Here is a 16673-nt window from a genome sequence, read left to right on the forward strand (position 1 = left end):
TCAGCTCCTTTCCAAGTCCTGTGTTTTGGTCTTGCCCTTTTTCTGCGCCGCCCGTTCCTTGTCCGCTTTAAGCTGCGCCCGGATAGAGGGCTTTTCCTCCTCTTTGCCGCCGCGCCCCTTGTCGGCTTTTATGGCGGCTGCAAGGTCGGTCAAGGAAATCTGTTCCCCGGCTTTTGCCTTTGCTTCCAGTTCGTCCACGGTAGGGGTCTGCGGCGTGTTGTTGATGATACCGTCAAAATTGTTGTCGTTCTGTTCTACGGTGTCCTCGACGTGCTTTAAGGGATTGACTTTTTCGGGCGGCTCTACCGCAACGGCAAAGGCGCGGTTGTTGCTCACCATGATGTTATATTTTCCGTCGTCCGATTGATGATGAAAGCTATATCCGGCTTCTTTCATCTGCTCGACGGTCATATCCGTAAGGCTGAAACTTCCTCGCGGCGTCTTGATTTTCTCCCCGGTCAAATGCTCGTCAGGGATAAGCTGCGGCTGCTCCCGTAAAAACTCCGGCACTTGCTGATAACCGAAGCTGTCTACATAGTGGGCTGCGTCCTGCCCGTTCTGATGAAGCACTACCACGTCGGAAACGGAAAGGCTGTGTCCCTTAAAGTCTTTCGGGTGGTCGATATTGAAACGGGTATAAATATCTTCCAGTGATGTACCCGGCGCAAGGGGCGCGGTGTAGATAAGTTCATAATTTGCCCTGTCAACGGCAAGCCCCACCGCCTGTAAACGGTCGTAAGGCTCAAAGCGGAAGTCCCGCGTTTCGTCACCGCGTTTTAGCTGATAAATGGTAAAGGTGTCTTTGTCCGGCTCGGCTTCCTGCGGCGGCTGTTCAAAGTCGGCGGCCTGCTCCTGTGGCTGCTCCTGCGCCTTTGCGTAAAGCTCCTTTACCTGCCCCTGCGTCAGCTCCCCGGCGACAAGCCGCCCCATCAGCTCCCGGCATTTCTCCGGCGTACCCATATACAGAATGTCGCCAATCTTTGCCATGCCGTTTTCCTGCGTCACATATTCTTGCAGCAGATAGCGGTTTTCTATGCGGTCACTGTATGGGTTAGCGCGTACTTTGTAAATGGTTTCAGAGGTAAAGGGTTTCTCCTTTGCCTTTGCCTTTTCTTCCCGGATATGCGCCCGCTGTAAGTCCGTCGGCTTTTCGCCGGATAGGGGCTGAATGGATTTGATATAGTTCGCCGCATAATAGGCGTTGTCGGTAAGCTGCCGCTGCCACGCTTCGGCGGTAGGCGACCAACGGAAGCCGCCCCCTTTTAATTCTGCACGCGTTGCTTCGTCGGGCTTTTCCTCAAAGAAGATTTGCAGACGGTTCGCTTCGGTATTCGCTTCCACCCTGCCGCCCGCAAACTCCCAACCGACGTAGCCGATTTCCTGTTTCTTTGATAAATCGGCAATCCGGCTTTTCACGCGGCGTATCTCCGCGCTGTTGTTGGATAACGCCCAAGTGGGATAGGGTTTCCCCTCCAGATGATAGCCGTTATCCATGCTCGACTTTAGCTTCTCGATAGCTTCCGGTGACAAGTGGGGGCAGCCGTCAAGGGTTTTGTGCTTGCGGTAGTAGGCATTTACGGCTTTCATGGTTTCCTGTGACTGTTCCAATCCCGCAAGTTTGCTTTCCAATTTCTGAACAGCCTGTGGGTCGTCCGCACTGATACCGCCCATGCCTGTGCTGCGGATTTTATCAAGCAAGCCCTGTATTTCCTGCCATTCGCCCCAATTCCTATCACGGGCGGCGTTCTGTTTTTCTTTTTTGCGGACGGGAAAGTTAGAGCCGCCTGTAATGAGGATAGAGGGAACGCGGGCGTCAATGGAAAATCGGCTGTTTATGTTCTCCGCTAATTTGCGGGCGTAAGTGTCAAGCAGGCTGTCGATTTTCTCATGGTACATAGGGTCTACCCGCTTTTTCTGCCGCGCCGCAAGCTCGGCGGCTTCATCAACATACTGCCGATATTCAGCCGTTGCGCTGCCCGGTCTGTAATCGGAATAGCTGTTTGCTTCCTTTGCTCGGCGGGCGGCTGTTTCGTTGATAGCGTAGTAGGGAACGGCGGACGTTTTTTCCTGTGCCGCCGTAGGCTGCGGGTCGTCGCCGCCCTGCGGCTGCTCTACCTGTTCTTGCCCTGCGGTCTGCTGTGGTTTTGACACGGCTTCCTGTGTTGGCTGCTCCGGCGCGGCGTTTTTTTCGGGCGTCTGCTCCTGTGTCTGCGCCTTGTCCTGCTCCTGTTGGATTTCTGCGAAATGCCCGTCAATGGTATCAATCAGCTTTGCGGCGGTGCTGCGGATTGTTTCAAGAGAGCTTTTCAATTCCGCAAGCTCACGCCCGCTGCTCCACCCGGCGACATAGCCGAAAGAGTAGTCCGACGTGTCAAGCCCGTAATGCTGGCAGACAGCATAGGCGACGCTTTCCGCCTGTACCTCGCGGGTGCGGCGGTCGGGGTGTTCGGGCGCGTCCCTGTCCGCGTCGTGCAGCGTCGCATGGACGATTTCATGGATTGCTGTTTTGATGTTCTGTAACTCGCTCATGCCCTCGTTGATTGCAATGCGGTGTTCCTCATAAAAGCAGCGTCCTTTTACGCTGCCGCCCAACGCTTCAAAGCCTATGTCATAGGGAGAGGTCTTTTCAAGGGCGGCGAAAAAATCCTTGTATTGCTCCACGTCGCCCGTCAATTCAGAAACGGCAATATCGGGAAGCTCCTTTCCCTCGGTCTGCGATACGTCAAAAACAGATACCACCTTAAACGCGGGGATAGTGATTTCCTTTTCCTCGGTTATGGGTTTACCGTCCCTGCCGATAACAGGCTTCTTTGTGGCGGGGTCGATTTTCTCTGTCTGCCTTTTTACTGTATAGGGCGCGGGAGCAAGTATCTTGATAGCTTTCTCGCCGGATTTTACATGACGGTCAAACTCCTTTTCCCATTGCCGGAAGCCCTTTACAAGACTGCCTCCCTGCATGGCGATAAGCAGCGTGTTGTTGAAGCTGTAATTATGAAACTTCGACATGGTTCGCAAATAGTCGGCGTAGCGTTCACTTTCAAATACGCCCATGATACCCTGCTCCAAGCGGTCGGTAATCTCTTTCATTTTGTCGGCGGGTTTTTCTGCGGAAAAGATAATCGGCATAACGGGGCGCGGCTGTCCAACGGTCAGCGTCGCCGCTATCGCTTCATCATCTGATTTCTCCGGGTCGGGGCGTTCCGGCTGCGGGTAGCTCATAATGCGGTATTCCTCCGGCACGTCGCGCCCGTCGTACCACTCCGTAAAGGTATTTTTGTTGTTGTAGATATAGCCCTGTTCGGTAAATCTGCCGCCCTCATTGATAGCGCAATCCCGCCCGTATTCCTCATACATGAAATACTTTTTTGCTTCTTCGGGAAGCTCCGGCTCGCCCAGTTCGTCCACAAGGTAATAGCCGTAATCTTCCTCGCTCTGGACGGTGGGATAGAGCCAATAGCAATCAAGATTTTGCGCAAGGTTGATTAAGTCTTTTAAGTTCCCGGTGTACTCGCCATGCGTCACCGCCGCTACAAACTTCTCTTTGTCCTCGTCGCGCTGCATGGAAAGCAGATTGCCTAAATAGTTCAGCTCGTCCACGCTGCCGTTTTGGATAACGGCAAGCGGCACGTCAAAGGGGCAATCCTCGGTGTTTGCAAATCCATTGATGAAAAAGTCTTGCGGGTTGTCTGCGGTAATGCCAACGCTCTGCATGGTGGTGTGAAGCTGCTGTGCTGTGGCGGGCATGGGAAGCCACACGCCGCCAGGTTCGCCTGTTTCAAAGCGGGTGCGGCTGTCAATCAGGATAGAAAATTGTTCGCTCATTCGTCCACTCCTTTCTTGTTCAATCATGCGGTGCATAAGCTCGTAATCCTCAATGCTCATGCTCCCGTCAAATACATAAGGGTCAAAATCTTCGTCGCCCCGGTAGGGCTTTTCAGAAAAGGGAAGTCCTGCGGCGTGAGCGATTGCCCGCCCTTTTTCTATTTCCTCCGGGGATAGACTGTCGTCGTGTGCTTCGATAAATCGGTCAAGGCGGCTCATGCCGTTTTCATAGTGATAGCGCACTCCTGCGGTCAGTTCGTCCACGCTCATTTCTTCTCCAAGCTGCCCGCTGTAATAGCCGTTAACCACAACGGCGGCAGGGTCTTTGTCCTTGATTTCTTCTAACCGTCCCTTGTCCTCCGGGTAAAGAATATCGCTCATATCAAGGTGGAAGTGTTCCGCGTTCCAAGAACGCCCCTCCCGCCAGAACGCTATCCAAGCGATACCGTCCCGCAATTCTTCTTGATAATTTTTTACGGTGTCCCGCAAACTCGCCATGTGTGAAAACCTCCTTTCGTGTATGGCAGCGTCGCGGACGCTGCGGTTTTTTATTTGCAATCCCTATTACACCGCGCCTGTGCTGTCTGCCAAAGATTTTTAGGTTTTTTAGAGGGTTTGGGAAACTTCCCAACAAGCAAAAATCCCCGTCATTCTCGGTCAGAGAAAACGGGGATTTTACGGAAAGGGTACCCCTTTCCTATGCTTGCTGCGTAACTTTATTTCTTCGGTATCTCAATGCGGTAGTTGACGTATTTCCCGCCTGTGTCGGCTAAAACAATGCTTCCGTCGTAGGTTTTGCCCGATTTCGGGGAATACAGCTTTTTCACCTTTGCCTTGCCGTTTTTAAGTAGTTCGGCGGCAATTTTCGGGGTAAAGGCGGTTTTGCGTTCCTCAAAGAAGCGGTCATTTTTCCACATGACAAAGCCGCAATCCTTGTTAGAACAGTAATAGTTTTTCTTGCCCTCGTAGACATTGCCGCCGCAACGGGGGCATTTGCCAAGAGAGGGCTTTTCCTCTTTGAATAAATCCTTTTTTCCGTCCAGAACGGCGGAGTAGGTTTCCACAAGCACCCGCGCCATTTCGTAGGTGTCCTGCATGAAGTCGTCCGGGTCGGCGGCTCCCTTTGCAATCTGCGTCAAGGCGTTTTCCCATTGGGCGGTAAGCTGCGGGCTTGTCAGACTATCCGGCAGCACACAAACAAGGTTGTTCCCGTCTTTGGTGGGGAGTAGCTGCTTTCCCTTGCGCTGCACAAATCCGGCAGACACTAACTTTTCAATGACAGCGGCACGGGTGGCGGGGGTGCCAAGCCCGCGCCGTTCCGCGTCGGGGTCGGTGTCCTCATTCCCGGCGCGTTCCATTGCGGAAAGTAAGGTCGCTTCGTTGTGGGGCTTCGGGGGCGTCGTGTCGTGCGCCGTTACCTTTGCGGCGGGGTGTTCAAAGGTCTGCCCCTCGGCAAAGGCGGGCGCGTTAAGCTCCAATCCCTCGCCCTCGTCCTCCGGGTCGGGTTTTGCTTTCAGCGTCGCCCGGAAACGTGCTTCAAGGTCTTTCCACCCGGCGCAAAGTACCGTCTTTCCCCTTGCGGTAAACTCTTTTTCTGCGCATGAGAAAACCGCCGTAACCGCTTCGTAGGTGTGCGGCTCGGCAGCGGCAAAGAGCAGACGCGCCCCGGCAAGGATAAGGATATTTCGCTCGCTTTCCGGCAACGCCTGCAGATCGTTTTTTTCAAGCTCCATAGTGGGGATAATGGCGTGGTGGTCTGATACCTTTTTACTGTCAAGCAGACGGGCAATCTCCGGGGAGAAATCCACACCCGCCATAAAAGGCAGCTTGCCGCAAAGCAGGGCGGCGATAGCTGTCGCCGTTTCGCCCATGTCGTCGGTCAGATAGTTGCTGTCCGTCCTCGGATAAGTCAAAAGCCGCTTTTCATACAGGGCTTGCGCAAGGTCAAGGGTCTGCTTCGCGGTGTAGCCGTAAATGCGGTTTGCTTCCCGCTGCAAACTGGTAAGGTCAAAGAGCTTCGGCGGGGCAACGGTTTTCTTCTCGCGGGTCAGCGTAACACAAACGGCCCGCGACGTTTCGCAAGCTGTTTTGAGTGCTTCCGCTTCATCAGCGGCGCGGATCCTCTCGCTTGCCGCTTCCACGCCGGAAAGGTCAAGGCGCACATGATAGTATTTTTCTTTCTTGAAGCCTGTTATCGCCGCGTCCCGGTCAACAAGCATTTTCAAGGTCGGTGTCTGCACCCGCCCCACGTTGAGGGTCTTTCCGTACAGACAAGAGAAAAGGCGGGTCGCGTTGATACCGATAAGCCAATCAGCCTTTGCCCTGCATAGGGCAGAAGCGAAAAGCGGGTCATATTCTTTCCCGTCTTTGAGGGAAGCAAAGCCCTGTCTAATCGCTTCGTCCTCCATTGAAGAAATCCAAAGGCGGCGCATGGGCTTATTGCAGCCCGCCATTTCATAAACGAAACGGAAAATAAGCTCGCCCTCGCGCCCTGCGTCGCAAGCGTTGACGACTTCGGAAACGTCGGCGCGGTGCATGAGGTCTTTTAGGATTTTGAATTGCTTTTCCTTGTCGGCGGCAATGGTATATTGCCATTCCTGCGGCAGAATGGGTAAGCTGTCATAGCTCCATTTTTTGTACTGCTCCCCGTAGGCGGCGGCTTCTGCAAGCCCTACAAGGTGTCCGACGCACCAGGAAACAACATAGCCGCCGCCCTCGGTATATCCGTCCTTTTTCTCCTTTGCACCAAGAATGGCGGCGATAGTCTGTGCCACGCTCGGTTTTTCTGCAATTACTAACTGCATAAAAATTTCCTCCTTTTTATCGTTCCGGCTCGGTATGCTGCGTTTCCTTTAGCTGTCTGATACAGTAGCCCACACAAGGGGATTGCCCTTGATAGGGGCAGCTATCACAAGCCGGGGAATGGGGAACGGGCGGCGCACTTTCACGCCGCCCGTCCGGTTTTTGTGTCATCATCTTTTCAAATACGCTGTCTGTGAACCATGTCATAGGGTTTCCTCCGGGTCGTCCTCCTGTTCCGCGGTATCTTCGGTCTGCCCGTCCTCGGCTTCCGGCTCGTCCCCGTCGTATTCGTCAAAGTCAAAATCTTCAAGGTCGGTGCTTCCCTTTGCCGCCTGTTTCGGTTTCACCACTTTGAAATAGTAGAACGCACCGCCGCCCACTCCGGCAATCACAAGCACGATAAGTAAAAGTCCCGCCGGATTGTTTTTCTGTTCCGGCTCCGGCTGTTCTTCCTGCGGCTTTGGCTCGGCTTCCTTGCCCGCGCATTTTGTACGGTCGGTGCCGCATACCGGGCAATTCAAGTTTACGGCTCCGGCTTCACATTTATCGGTACAACTGCAAACGGCGGGGGCTTCCTCGGCCTTGCCGTTCTCGTCCTCCATGAGCGCCATTAAATCCGCTTCGTCCACTTGATTTAAGAAATGGACGGTGTTTTCGCCCTCGTCGTCCCGGTCAATGAGGATATAGAAGTAGTTGCCGCTTTTGGTAGTAACGGTGATAAGCTGTTTATTGCCGCCGAAATCATCTACAAGGGTTGCGTTCCCGTCCGGGGTAAGGGGTTCTTCCTTTTTCGGTTCTTCATAGATAACGCCGCTGTCGTCGGTGGCGTCCTGCCCCTCCGGGGTCTGTGCAAAGGCGGTGACAGAAAAGCCGCCCATGCAGATAAGGGCGGCGCAAAGTACGGTGAGTGTCTTAAAAATCCTATTCTTCATCTTCGTTTTCCTCCTGTTCTTCATCATCTGCGGAAACCGCTGCAATGCCGGGAATAGCACCGCCGGACAGCATAGCGTTAAGCTCCTGCGGCGAAACGCGCATAGAGCGCACAAGCTGTACGATTTGCAGATTTTCCGCTTCGGTTTTCTGCGCTTCCAATCCTTTCAGTTTGTTTTGATACTCGGTGATTTTCTCGCGGGTCTTTTGGATTTCCCGGTCGATACGGTCAATTTTGTTTGTTGCCATAGTGTGATACTCCTTTCCGTTTTCAAAAATGTTTAGTCCCAATTCATCAGCCCATAGCCTTTAATGCAGCCATAGTCTAACGGATAGCTTTTGATTTTGCAGGCGTCGCCGGAATTGCCCTCAACGGTGTAAACGCGGTTTCCGTCTGTGCCGATAACAAGCCCTACATGGTCTGCGCTCCCGTCTAAATCCCAATCGAAAAAGATAGCGTCGCCGGGGGCTATGTTTGCATAATTCCTATCGCTCCATTGTCCATGAGAGGTAAACCAAGCAATCCCCTGTGATTGACAGGCGGCAAAGCGCGGCTCGCTTTTTCCGGCTTGCCCGTAGCACCACGACACGAAACAGGCGCACCACTCCACGCGACTGTCAAAGCCGTACCAGCTCCAATAAGGATAACCGCCCACGTTGCCGACTTGCTGTTTCGCAAGGTCTACAAGCTGCGGGTTGCCGGGGCGTGTGCCGTTTACCAAGTGAACGCCGCTTAAATCCTCGGACGCACTCGTGTCGGGAGAACCGCCGCCAAATAGCAAGGGCTTGTTGCCGCTTGTTTCAAGGTAGACGCGGTACATTTCAAGCTGTTCCGGGGTAAGTAGCTCCTGTGCAATCGTGGAAATCTGCGTATTTGTCAGCTTGACATTGAGAATGTAATACTCATAGGGTACTTGTACGGTATAGGTGTCCTCATGCTCGTTTCCGTCCTCGTCTGTCCATGTGTCGGTGCGCTCTTCCTCCCGGTAGCGTATTTCTACTTCCTCGGTCAGCGTCAACGTGTACTGCTTATCAAAAATGCGCTGCAATTCGGCCTGTGCGCTCTGCGGAGTGTAGCTCTGCAAAAGGGCGGTGAGGTAGGACGCTAATTCGTGTGGGTTATGCCCGATAGCGTCAAGGTCGTAGCGGTATTCATCATAGCCGGGGTGGGTGCTTTCGATATTGTCAATCTGATTTTGCAAGGCGTTTTCCTTTGCGGCGTAATTCCGTTCCACCGCCACAAGGTCGCTGTCCTCCGACGTGTAGGACGTTCCTACAACGCCGTTTAACGTGCCGGAAAACATAGCCCCACAAGAGGACAGCCCCGACATAATCAGAATAAAGAGAAGCAGCGCGGCAATGGCAATACATACGCCTGCCGGGTGCCGCGCCACAAACGCCGCTGTCTGCCGGGTCTTTTCAGCGGTTTTTTTCGCCGCCCTGCGCGTCCGTTCCGCAATGCCCCGTATGCCCTTTGCGGTGTCCCTCGCTTCCTTTGCGTATTGCCGCTTGATTTGCTGCTTCTGCCAAAAGCGGGAAACGGGGTTGCTTTTTAGCTGCGGGTTATCGGCAAGGGTCTTGTGGTACTGAAAGTTGGTGTTTGCCTTAAACGCCGCCTTTTCTGCTTTTGCCGCTGCCCGGTAGGGTTTCAGCTTGTGGCTGTGGTAGCCCTGCTTGATTTTCCGCGTTCCGTACCTCGCGCCGCGCTCCGCTAATTCTTCGGATTTGTGCGCGCCCTCCACGCCGGAATTGTCTTTTTCAACGGAATGTATCTTGTTGTGGACGAAAACGCCCGCTTCCTGCGCGGGGCGGGAAAGCGGGTTTTTATGGGGATTTCCGGGCATGGGTTTTTCCTTTTCCTCAAAACGCAAGCGGGTTTTGCCCTTGTCCGTCGCTTCGTCAAAGGTGCGCTCGGTGGTTAGGGTTTTCTTTTTGGGGATAGCCGCTTTTGCCGCGTCCAGACGGTCGGCGGCTTTATCGGATTTTTGGATATACTTTTCAAGCTCCGGGGCGGCGCGTTCCTCGTCGGTGAATTGCAGCCGGGAAGATTTTGTTTTTACTGCGGCTTCCTGCTGCGCTTTCTTTACCGCCTTTTTGCTCCTTTTACGGGTATGTGCCGCGTCGATATGCTCTGCAACACGTTCCGCTGTGGCGGTGTCCTGCTTTGGGGCAAGCCCCGGCGCAAGAGGGAGAGGGGCGGTGTCAGATGATAACGGGTTAAGCTGCGCCATATCCTGCGCGGCTTGCTGTTCCGGCGTTTTCTGTAAGTCCGCGTCCTGCGCCCGCTTGCTGATACGCTCGACGGTTTCCTGTGTTTCGTTGATTTCAACCGCTCCGTCGCGGGTCATTTTCTGCGTGATTTTATCGCGGGGTTTATACTGCTTTATGGTGCTTCACCTCCAATCCGCGCCCTTGCAAGGGCGCAATACTCGGCGTTCAGTTCAATGCCGATATAGCGGCGGTCAAGGGCTTTCGCCGCAAGCCCTGTTGTACCGCTTCCAAAGAAAGGGTCTATGACAATGCCGCCCCTCGGACAGCCCGCCAAAATGCACGTTTGGGCTAACTTTGGCGGGAACGCGGCGAAATGCCCGCCCTTGTAGGGTACGGTATTGATAAGCCAAACGTCGCGCTTATTGCGCATGGTGGGGATAAGGGCTTCGTCATAGTAGCCGCCGCTTCTCGCCTTGTTCAGCCCCTGCACCTTGCCCTGTCCGGGTACTTCGGCAGCATATTTGTGTCCTGCGCCGCGCCCGGTTCTGTACCGCGCCGCCGTTGTGGGGGCTGTCGGCTCGGCTATGGATTGCGCGTCATAGTAATACTGCTTTGACTTCGTGAGCAAAAAAATGTGTTCATAGCAGCGGGTCGGGCGGTCTTTGACGCTTTCGGGCATGGGGTTGTCTTTCTGCCAGATAATATCGCTGCGCAAATACCACCCGTCGGCGCGTAGGGCAAAGGCAAGCAGCCACGGAATACCGATTAAGTCCTTTTGTTTGCAGCCGCGGGCGCGGTGGTTCATTGCCACTTGCTGCCCGTTCCTGCCTTTCGGGTTCTTCGGGTCGGCATGATTGCCTTTACTGCCTGTGCCGCAATAGGTGTCCGCGATATTCAGCCAAAAGGTACCGTCAGAACGTAGCACCCGGCGTAGCTCGCGGAAAACCGCGACAAGCCTTTCAATGTACTGCTCCGGCGTGTCCTCGCGTCCAATCTGCGCGTCAAGCCCATAGTCCCGCAAAGCATAGTAGGGCGGCGACGTTACGCAACAATTCACGCTTTCGTCGGGAAGCTCCCGCAAGGCAAAGAGGGCGTCGCGGTTGATAATGGTATCTAACATCATGCGCCGCCCACTTCCTCCGGCTTCGTTGTCATTACCCTGTAAAGCTCGGTGGTCTGCGGGAAGCGGTCTACAAAGGGCAGCACCACGTTTCCGTAGAAGATAAGCCCCTCGCCCGCTTCGGTGTGGGTGACATACTTCATCTGCTGCGGGGAAATGTTAAGCTGCTTTGCAAGGATAGCCCTATCTCCGGCAGCTTGATTGAGCATTAGCACAAAGTCGCTGTTTTCAAAAATATTTTCCACTTCCCGGCTTGATAAAAGGTCTTTCACGTTCTGCGTAATTGCTGTCGGTATGCCGCCCCATTTCCGAAAACGCTTCCAAATCTCCACGCTGTAAGCGGCGGTCTGTTCCTCTTTCAAGAGAAGATGAAACTCGTCCATGTAGTAGCGGGTCGCCTTTTTCTCGGCACGGTTGACGGTAACGCGGTTCCATACCTGGTCTTGCACAATGAGCATACCTAACTTTTTGAGCTGTTTCCCTAACTGCTTAATGTCAAAGCAGACAAGGCGGTTATCAAGCTGTACGTTGGTGCGGTGGTTAAAGACGTTGAGAGAGCCGGAAACGTAAAGCTCCAACGCTGCCGCGATACGCGCCGCTTCCGGCTCCGGCTGCTTCAAAAGCTCGTCGTAGAGGTCGCCTAAAATCGGCATTTTCGCCGGGTCGGGGTCTGCCAAAAACGGGCGGTAGACGTTTCTCACGGCGCGGTCAATCACCGTTTTATCCACGGGCTGCAAGCCCTCCTTACCGCCTATCACAAGCTCGCAAAGGGAAAGGATAAAGTCTGATTTCAGGGCTAACGGGCTGTCGTCCTCGCTGTAATTGAGGTTTATGTCCATAGGGTTGACATACTGGGGCTTCCCGTCAATGCCTTTCCCTGTGGGGGATAGCCGGATAACCTGACCGTTTAGGCGTTCCACAAGGGAAAAATACTCGGCTTCGGGGTCACAAATAATAATGTCGTCGTCGGTAATGAGGAAAGCGTTGGTAATTTCCCGCTTCGCCGCAAAGGATTTCCCGCTTCCGGGCGTTCCCAAGATAAGCCCGTTAGGATTTTTCAAGCGTTTGCGGTCGCATAAAATCATGTTGTTTGAAAGAGCGTTCAGCCCGTAGTACAATGCCGCGCCCTCTTGAAAAAGCTCCTGTGTGATAAAGGGAATGAAAATCGCGGTGCTGCTCGTCGTCAAGCCCCTTTGAATGGGGATAAAGTTTTCTCCAAGTGGTACGCTGCTCATAAAGCCCGCTTCCTGCTGATAGTCAAGGCGGGTTAAGGCGCAATTATATTTCTGCGCGATACCCGCCGCCGCGAAAATGTCATTGTCAAGTTTGCGCTTCGTGTCTGCCATGTTCACCACAAGGAACGTCAAGAGAAACATTCTCTCGTTGCGGCTCTGTAAGTCCTGCAAGAGATTTTTTGCTTCGCTGCCGAATGTGGCAAGGTCGGACGGAATGATGTCCATGTCGTAGCCGCTGCGCACCGCCTTTTTCTGTTCCTCGATTTTCATTTTATCAAGGTCGGTTATCTTGCGCTTAATGGTCTTGATTGCTTCGCTCTGGTCGATACTCTTGATATGCAGATTGACAATCACGCCTGTTTCAAGGTCGAGAATGTCCGCAAGCATACGGTCGTTCAGTTCCGGCGCAAGGATTTCAAGGAAGCTCACCGCGCCGATTTTGCGCCCCATGCAAAACGTGCGCCCCTCGCCAAAGCGGAAAGAGGACGGGGCGATAAAGTCCTTTGTGGTAAGCCCGGACGGGGCAAGCCAAGAAAAATCAAAGGTGAACGGCTCACCCTCCGGGTGGAATACGCCATGCAGCATTTTCAACCGTTCATAGCCTGTCATGGGGCGGGCTGATACGCCAAGCACCTTAAAATTATTCAGTACGTCGGTTTCGATACGGGCAAGCCGCGCCTTTGCCGCGTTCAGATTGTCCGCTTCAATGGAAAAGGTGATGTACTTGTGCTTCACAAGCCCGTTGTTGCCCTTTGCAAGCTGATTTTTCAGCATATCCCCATACTCGGCGCGAATGGAATTAAAAGCGTCCTCCCGCGCCGGAATGTCGATAGCCTTTTGTGCTTCGCCGCGCTGCGTCCCTTGATTGATAAAGGAAAGCTGCACCGATACGGAAGCGTCAAAATAGTTTAAGAAGTCGCACCAGTTTTCAAAAATGCCCGTCTTTTCGTCTGCCTGTGCAAGTTGATAGTTAATATCTTCAAACGAAAGGGTCTTTGAATACCGTTTTTCCGTTACCCTGCATATCCCGTCCGGGTACATCTGCAAGTAGGGAATTGTCTGCTGCGCGGTGTGCGCCTTGCCGTCGCCCTTTGCCTTTTGGATAACAGCGGCAATCTGTTTTTTCTCGGCGCGGGTCAGTTTGTGTTTAGCCTTTGCGGGTCTTGCCGCCTGCGCCTTTTTTGCTTGTGCCTTTGACAATAGCCGATACCTCCTTTTCAAGTTTTCTTTGCCGTTCTAAAACGGCGTATAGGTTATCTGTCTGATAGGGTCGTTCCTTTGGTCTTAAAAACTTTGTCTGAATGATGTTTTTCACCACCACTTCAAGGGGCTGTCCATGTTTTTCATACATGGCAAGGAGAAAGCAGGGAAGCATGACGACAATCATCACCATTGCCGCAAGGCTCGTCCCTGCGCTGTCTTTGAGTAAAAAGAAAAGCGGCAATCCTACAAGGAGAGCCGCCGAAAAACAGACAATCTGCCGTTTGGTAAGGTTTAAGGCAACCTTTGTCTTGACTTTGGATAAGTCTTTGGGTACGGGTACATACGCCAAGCGATAACCTCCTTTCTGCCCTTAATGGGCGTTAAAAATCGACTTCGCAAGCGCGCCGGATTTGAACAGGGAGAAGCACAAAATAACGGTGTAGGCTGCAAGGGAAAAAATCGCGCTGTGCAGATTATCCGCTATAATCATGCTGTTTACCAAAACCGCGTAAATGCCGACGCATATCATAATCAGGAAGCCTTGAAAGCCGAGAGCGATTAGGGCTTTTAGGTAGTTGTTCCCTATCTGCCCCCACTCTCTATTTGTCATTGTTGCAAATGGGATAGGTGATACTGAACAGTAAAGGTAAATCTCTATCATACGCCCGTACAGGATTACCGTTATCAGCACCGACATGATTTTCATGCAAAGGCTGACAAGGCTTGTTTCCATAACGAGCAACAGCAGTTCGGGGATTTCCATAGCGTCAAGTCCGTCCTGCATGGACGCAAGGGCGGCGGCAACATCAATGTTGGTGTTGCCGCCGATTACGCCCGCCGCGCCGGAAACGACGTGCTGCGCCATGTCAAATACCGCCATAGTGATTGTAAAGGTGTGGGTGACGAGATACACCGCCACCCACGCTTTGAAAAACCACTTGAAGAACATGAACGTATCAACGTCGTGCATATTGTTCTTTTCCGTTACCATGCTGATTAGTTCCACGCATAGAACGTAGGTAATGACAAGCCCCGCAATGGGTACGATTACATTTTCCGATAGGGTCTGTATCATGGAAAAGATATTCGCATTCCATCCTTGCGGGGTCTTGCCTACCTCGGCGGCGATTGTGCCGACTTTCTCGTTTACGTCCCCGAACATAGTTGACAGATTACCGTTGATGGCTCCGATTAGGATTTCCTTTATCCATTCGTTAATCGCGTCAAGTATGCTCTGCATAGGCTGTTACCTCCGCTTATGCGGTGAACAGGCCGGACAGAAGCGGTACAAGCACCATGCCAATCAAAGCAACGCCGCCACCTGCCATGAGCTGTTTCATGCCCTGCGATTTAGCCCCCGGATTATCGTTGCCGTAGCCCTCCATAAGATTGATAACGCCCCAGATACCAAGCCCTGCGCCAAGCGCGATTACGAGTGTCTGCAAAACGCCTACTGCCGAATTAAAAAATGCCATATAGTCCTCACTTTCTGCCGCTGTGCGGCTCTAAAATTGTTTGATTTTGTTTTCGGGTATGAAAAAAGCCGCCTGTCTTTGGCGGCTCGTCCCCGCGCTGCGTAAGTGCGGCGCGGCGGTATTCAGTTGTAGGGTGTGCGGCTTCTGCCGCTGTACGTCCCAAAACAGGGAGCGCGTACCATGTAACCAATGTTTATGGATTTGATTTCAAACCACCTCCTTTAAGGGTTTGCTTTTCTAAATGACAGGTAGGAAAGGGTGTGTTTCCGTAGTCGTCGGCGTTGTGGGAATGTGGGTAACTGGCTGTCTTATGAAGCTGTGGGAAACGCTGTTTGCAGGACGTGGGAAAGCTGCTTTTGCTTTTCCATGTGCTGTGAATGGCGTTTTCCATAGCGCAATAGCCTGTTATCCATATTTCCATGACGCGGTTTTAAGGCTCTGTGTCCTCCGGCAAGTCTGCCGCGTCGATTTCGTAGTAGTCAAATACTTCGTCCGGCTTGACGATTGCAGGGCGGCGGCGCAAGTGCTTTTCCATGTCAAAGGCGTTCTTCTTATCAAAATCGGAAAGGTACTTGTATTTCGGGTGCTTCGTTATGTCGTACTTATCGCTGAAAAACGGGCGCACACCGCGTACCTGTAAAATACATTTGCCGCCGTCCATAACGGCGATTTCATCTTGCGTCATAAGCTCCTTACCTAACTTCTGGTAGTTCAGTCCATGCGAAAGCTCCCGCCCCCGCGTTTCGGAAGTGTTGAAGCTGTCTATCGTTTCTTTCCCCAAGATTTCCGATATTTCTTTGAGGGTTGTCTTTTCTTTGCCGCCCAAGAAAAGCGTCGTGTCGCAATTTCCTACAATCGTGTCGGCGTTGTCTTTGTAAATGGCTTTTAATTGGCTCTGTGATTGCAGAATGATAGAAGCGGAGATTTCCCGGCTCCGTATGGTGGCAATGAGTTTTTCAAACTTTGGTATCTGCCCGATATTTGCAAATTCATCTAACAGACAGCGCACATGGACGGGAAGCCGTCCGCCGTATACATCATCTGCCTTGTCACAAAGCAAGTTGAATAACTGCGTGTAGAGGATTGAAACAACAAAGTTAAAGGTGTCGTCGGTGTCGCTGATAATGACAAACAGGGCGGTTTTTCTGTCCCCTATGGTGTCAAGCTCCATTTCGTCGGTTTCCATGAGGTTGCGGAGTTCCTTAATATCAAAGGGCGCAAGCCGCGCACCGCAAGAAATAAGTATGCTTTTCGCGGTCTTGCCCGAAACGAGTTGTCAAGGACTTTTTAATCAAATTCACAAAAAAGCCACAAAAAAAGTGCCAGGAAGCACTTTCATGCTCCTGACACTCAGGCAGGCGGGTCACTTGCGGCCACTTAATAGCTCATCGCAAAGGTACGCATATTCCGGCAACTGGCCGATATAGGGTTTCCATCGCCGCTTAATCTCGGCCAGTTCCAGCGGGTCGGCGTCCTCAAAGTCATGGTCGTTTCCGGTCATTCCGAAAACATCCAGTGCTATATCATTCAAGCACTCATAACAAAGGCCAGCAGCGGACTCTATCCAGTTGCCGGTGTCAATATAGACCGGGTCGATAGATATTGCCAGCCACACATAGCCGACCTTGTCCGACCAAACCAAATCATAAGCGGTCATCTGCTGGATATGTTTCTCAAACACTTTGCGGACGCGCTCAATCTCATTTTTCTCTTTTTCTGTGTACAGCATTTTCATGTCCTCCTTGGCTAAAGTTTTGGTGTGTACCATCATCAGTTTAACACAAGGCGGCTGGCTTTATCAGCCGGTCACATCTGCTGTATCTCGTTTTTGAGCATACGCTTGATTTTATCGCTCATGGTTTCAGTGCTGGTATC

General features: G+C 52.6%; 14 protein-coding genes and 2 pseudogenes. All 16 read right to left on the reverse strand.

The window, feature by feature from the left end:
• The gene (locus ACYQ0H_RS02250) at positions 1-4320 is read right to left on the reverse strand and encodes a YodL domain-containing protein (RefSeq protein WP_459811204.1); all 4320 of its coding nucleotides are present in this window, start codon (positions 4318-4320) and stop codon (positions 1-3) included.
• 218 nt (positions 4321-4538) lie between these two features.
• Positions 4539-6632, reverse strand: coding sequence for a DNA topoisomerase 3 (locus ACYQ0H_RS02255; RefSeq protein ID WP_459811232.1), 2094 nt, complete (start codon positions 6630-6632; stop codon positions 4539-4541).
• Between the two features lie 10 nt (positions 6633-6642).
• On the reverse strand, positions 6643-6831 hold the full coding sequence (locus tag ACYQ0H_RS02260; protein WP_459811205.1) for a hypothetical protein: 189 nt from the start codon (positions 6829-6831) through the stop codon (positions 6643-6645).
• A complete protein-coding gene (locus ACYQ0H_RS02265; RefSeq protein WP_459811206.1) occupies positions 6828-7556 on the reverse strand; it encodes a DUF4366 domain-containing protein in 729 nt (242 codons plus the stop codon). Before ACYQ0H_RS02265 ends, ACYQ0H_RS02260 begins: the two co-directional genes overlap by 4 nt.
• Entirely contained in the window at positions 7546-7803 is a 258-nt protein-coding gene (locus tag ACYQ0H_RS02270; RefSeq protein WP_459811207.1) for a DUF4315 family protein, read from the reverse strand. Before ACYQ0H_RS02270 ends, ACYQ0H_RS02265 begins: the two co-directional genes overlap by 11 nt.
• Positions 7804-7835: 32 nt before the next feature.
• Entirely contained in the window at positions 7836-9902 is a 2067-nt protein-coding gene (locus ACYQ0H_RS02275) for a C40 family peptidase (RefSeq protein WP_459811208.1), read from the reverse strand.
• Positions 9903-9937: 35 nt separating this feature from the next.
• Positions 9938-10888, reverse strand: a complete 951-nt coding sequence (locus ACYQ0H_RS02280; RefSeq protein ID WP_459811209.1) for a DNA-methyltransferase — start codon at positions 10886-10888, stop codon at positions 9938-9940.
• Complete coding sequence (locus ACYQ0H_RS02285) at positions 10885-13320, reverse strand: VirB4-like conjugal transfer ATPase, CD1110 family (RefSeq protein WP_459811210.1); 2436 nt, start codon at positions 13318-13320, stop codon at positions 10885-10887. Before ACYQ0H_RS02285 ends, ACYQ0H_RS02280 begins: the two co-directional genes overlap by 4 nt.
• A complete protein-coding gene (locus ACYQ0H_RS02290; protein WP_459811211.1) occupies positions 13268-13672 on the reverse strand; it encodes a PrgI family protein in 405 nt (134 codons plus the stop codon). The genes ACYQ0H_RS02285 and ACYQ0H_RS02290 overlap by 53 nt, the downstream gene beginning before the upstream one ends.
• Positions 13673-13693: 21 nt before the next feature.
• Positions 13694-14563 carry a VirB6/TrbL-like conjugal transfer protein, CD1112 family gene (locus ACYQ0H_RS02295; protein WP_459811212.1) on the reverse strand — a complete coding sequence of 290 codons (870 nt, stop codon included), beginning with the start codon at positions 14561-14563 and terminating at the stop codon, positions 13694-13696.
• A gap of 16 nt (positions 14564-14579) precedes the next feature.
• The gene (locus ACYQ0H_RS02300) at positions 14580-14798 is read right to left on the reverse strand and encodes a Maff2 family mobile element protein (RefSeq protein ID WP_459811213.1); all 219 of its coding nucleotides are present in this window, start codon (positions 14796-14798) and stop codon (positions 14580-14582) included.
• A 7-nt stretch (positions 14799-14805) separates the two neighbouring features.
• Entirely contained in the window at positions 14806-14988 is a 183-nt protein-coding gene (locus ACYQ0H_RS02305; protein WP_459811214.1) for a hypothetical protein, read from the reverse strand.
• Positions 14989-14991: 3 nt separating this feature from the next.
• On the reverse strand, positions 14992-15219 hold the full coding sequence (locus ACYQ0H_RS02310; RefSeq protein WP_459811215.1) for a hypothetical protein: 228 nt from the start codon (positions 15217-15219) through the stop codon (positions 14992-14994).
• Between the two features lie 9 nt (positions 15220-15228).
• Positions 15229-16074: pseudogene (locus ACYQ0H_RS02315) on the reverse strand (VirD4-like conjugal transfer protein, CD1115 family); the annotation flags it as partial.
• Between the two features lie 87 nt (positions 16075-16161).
• Complete coding sequence (locus tag ACYQ0H_RS02320) at positions 16162-16527, reverse strand: hypothetical protein (protein ID WP_459811216.1); 366 nt, start codon at positions 16525-16527, stop codon at positions 16162-16164.
• A 77-nt stretch (positions 16528-16604) separates the two neighbouring features.
• Positions 16605-16673, reverse strand: a pseudogene (locus ACYQ0H_RS02325) (transposon-encoded TnpW family protein); the annotation flags it as partial.

Source organism: Hominimerdicola intestinalis (genome assembly GCF_054655215.1).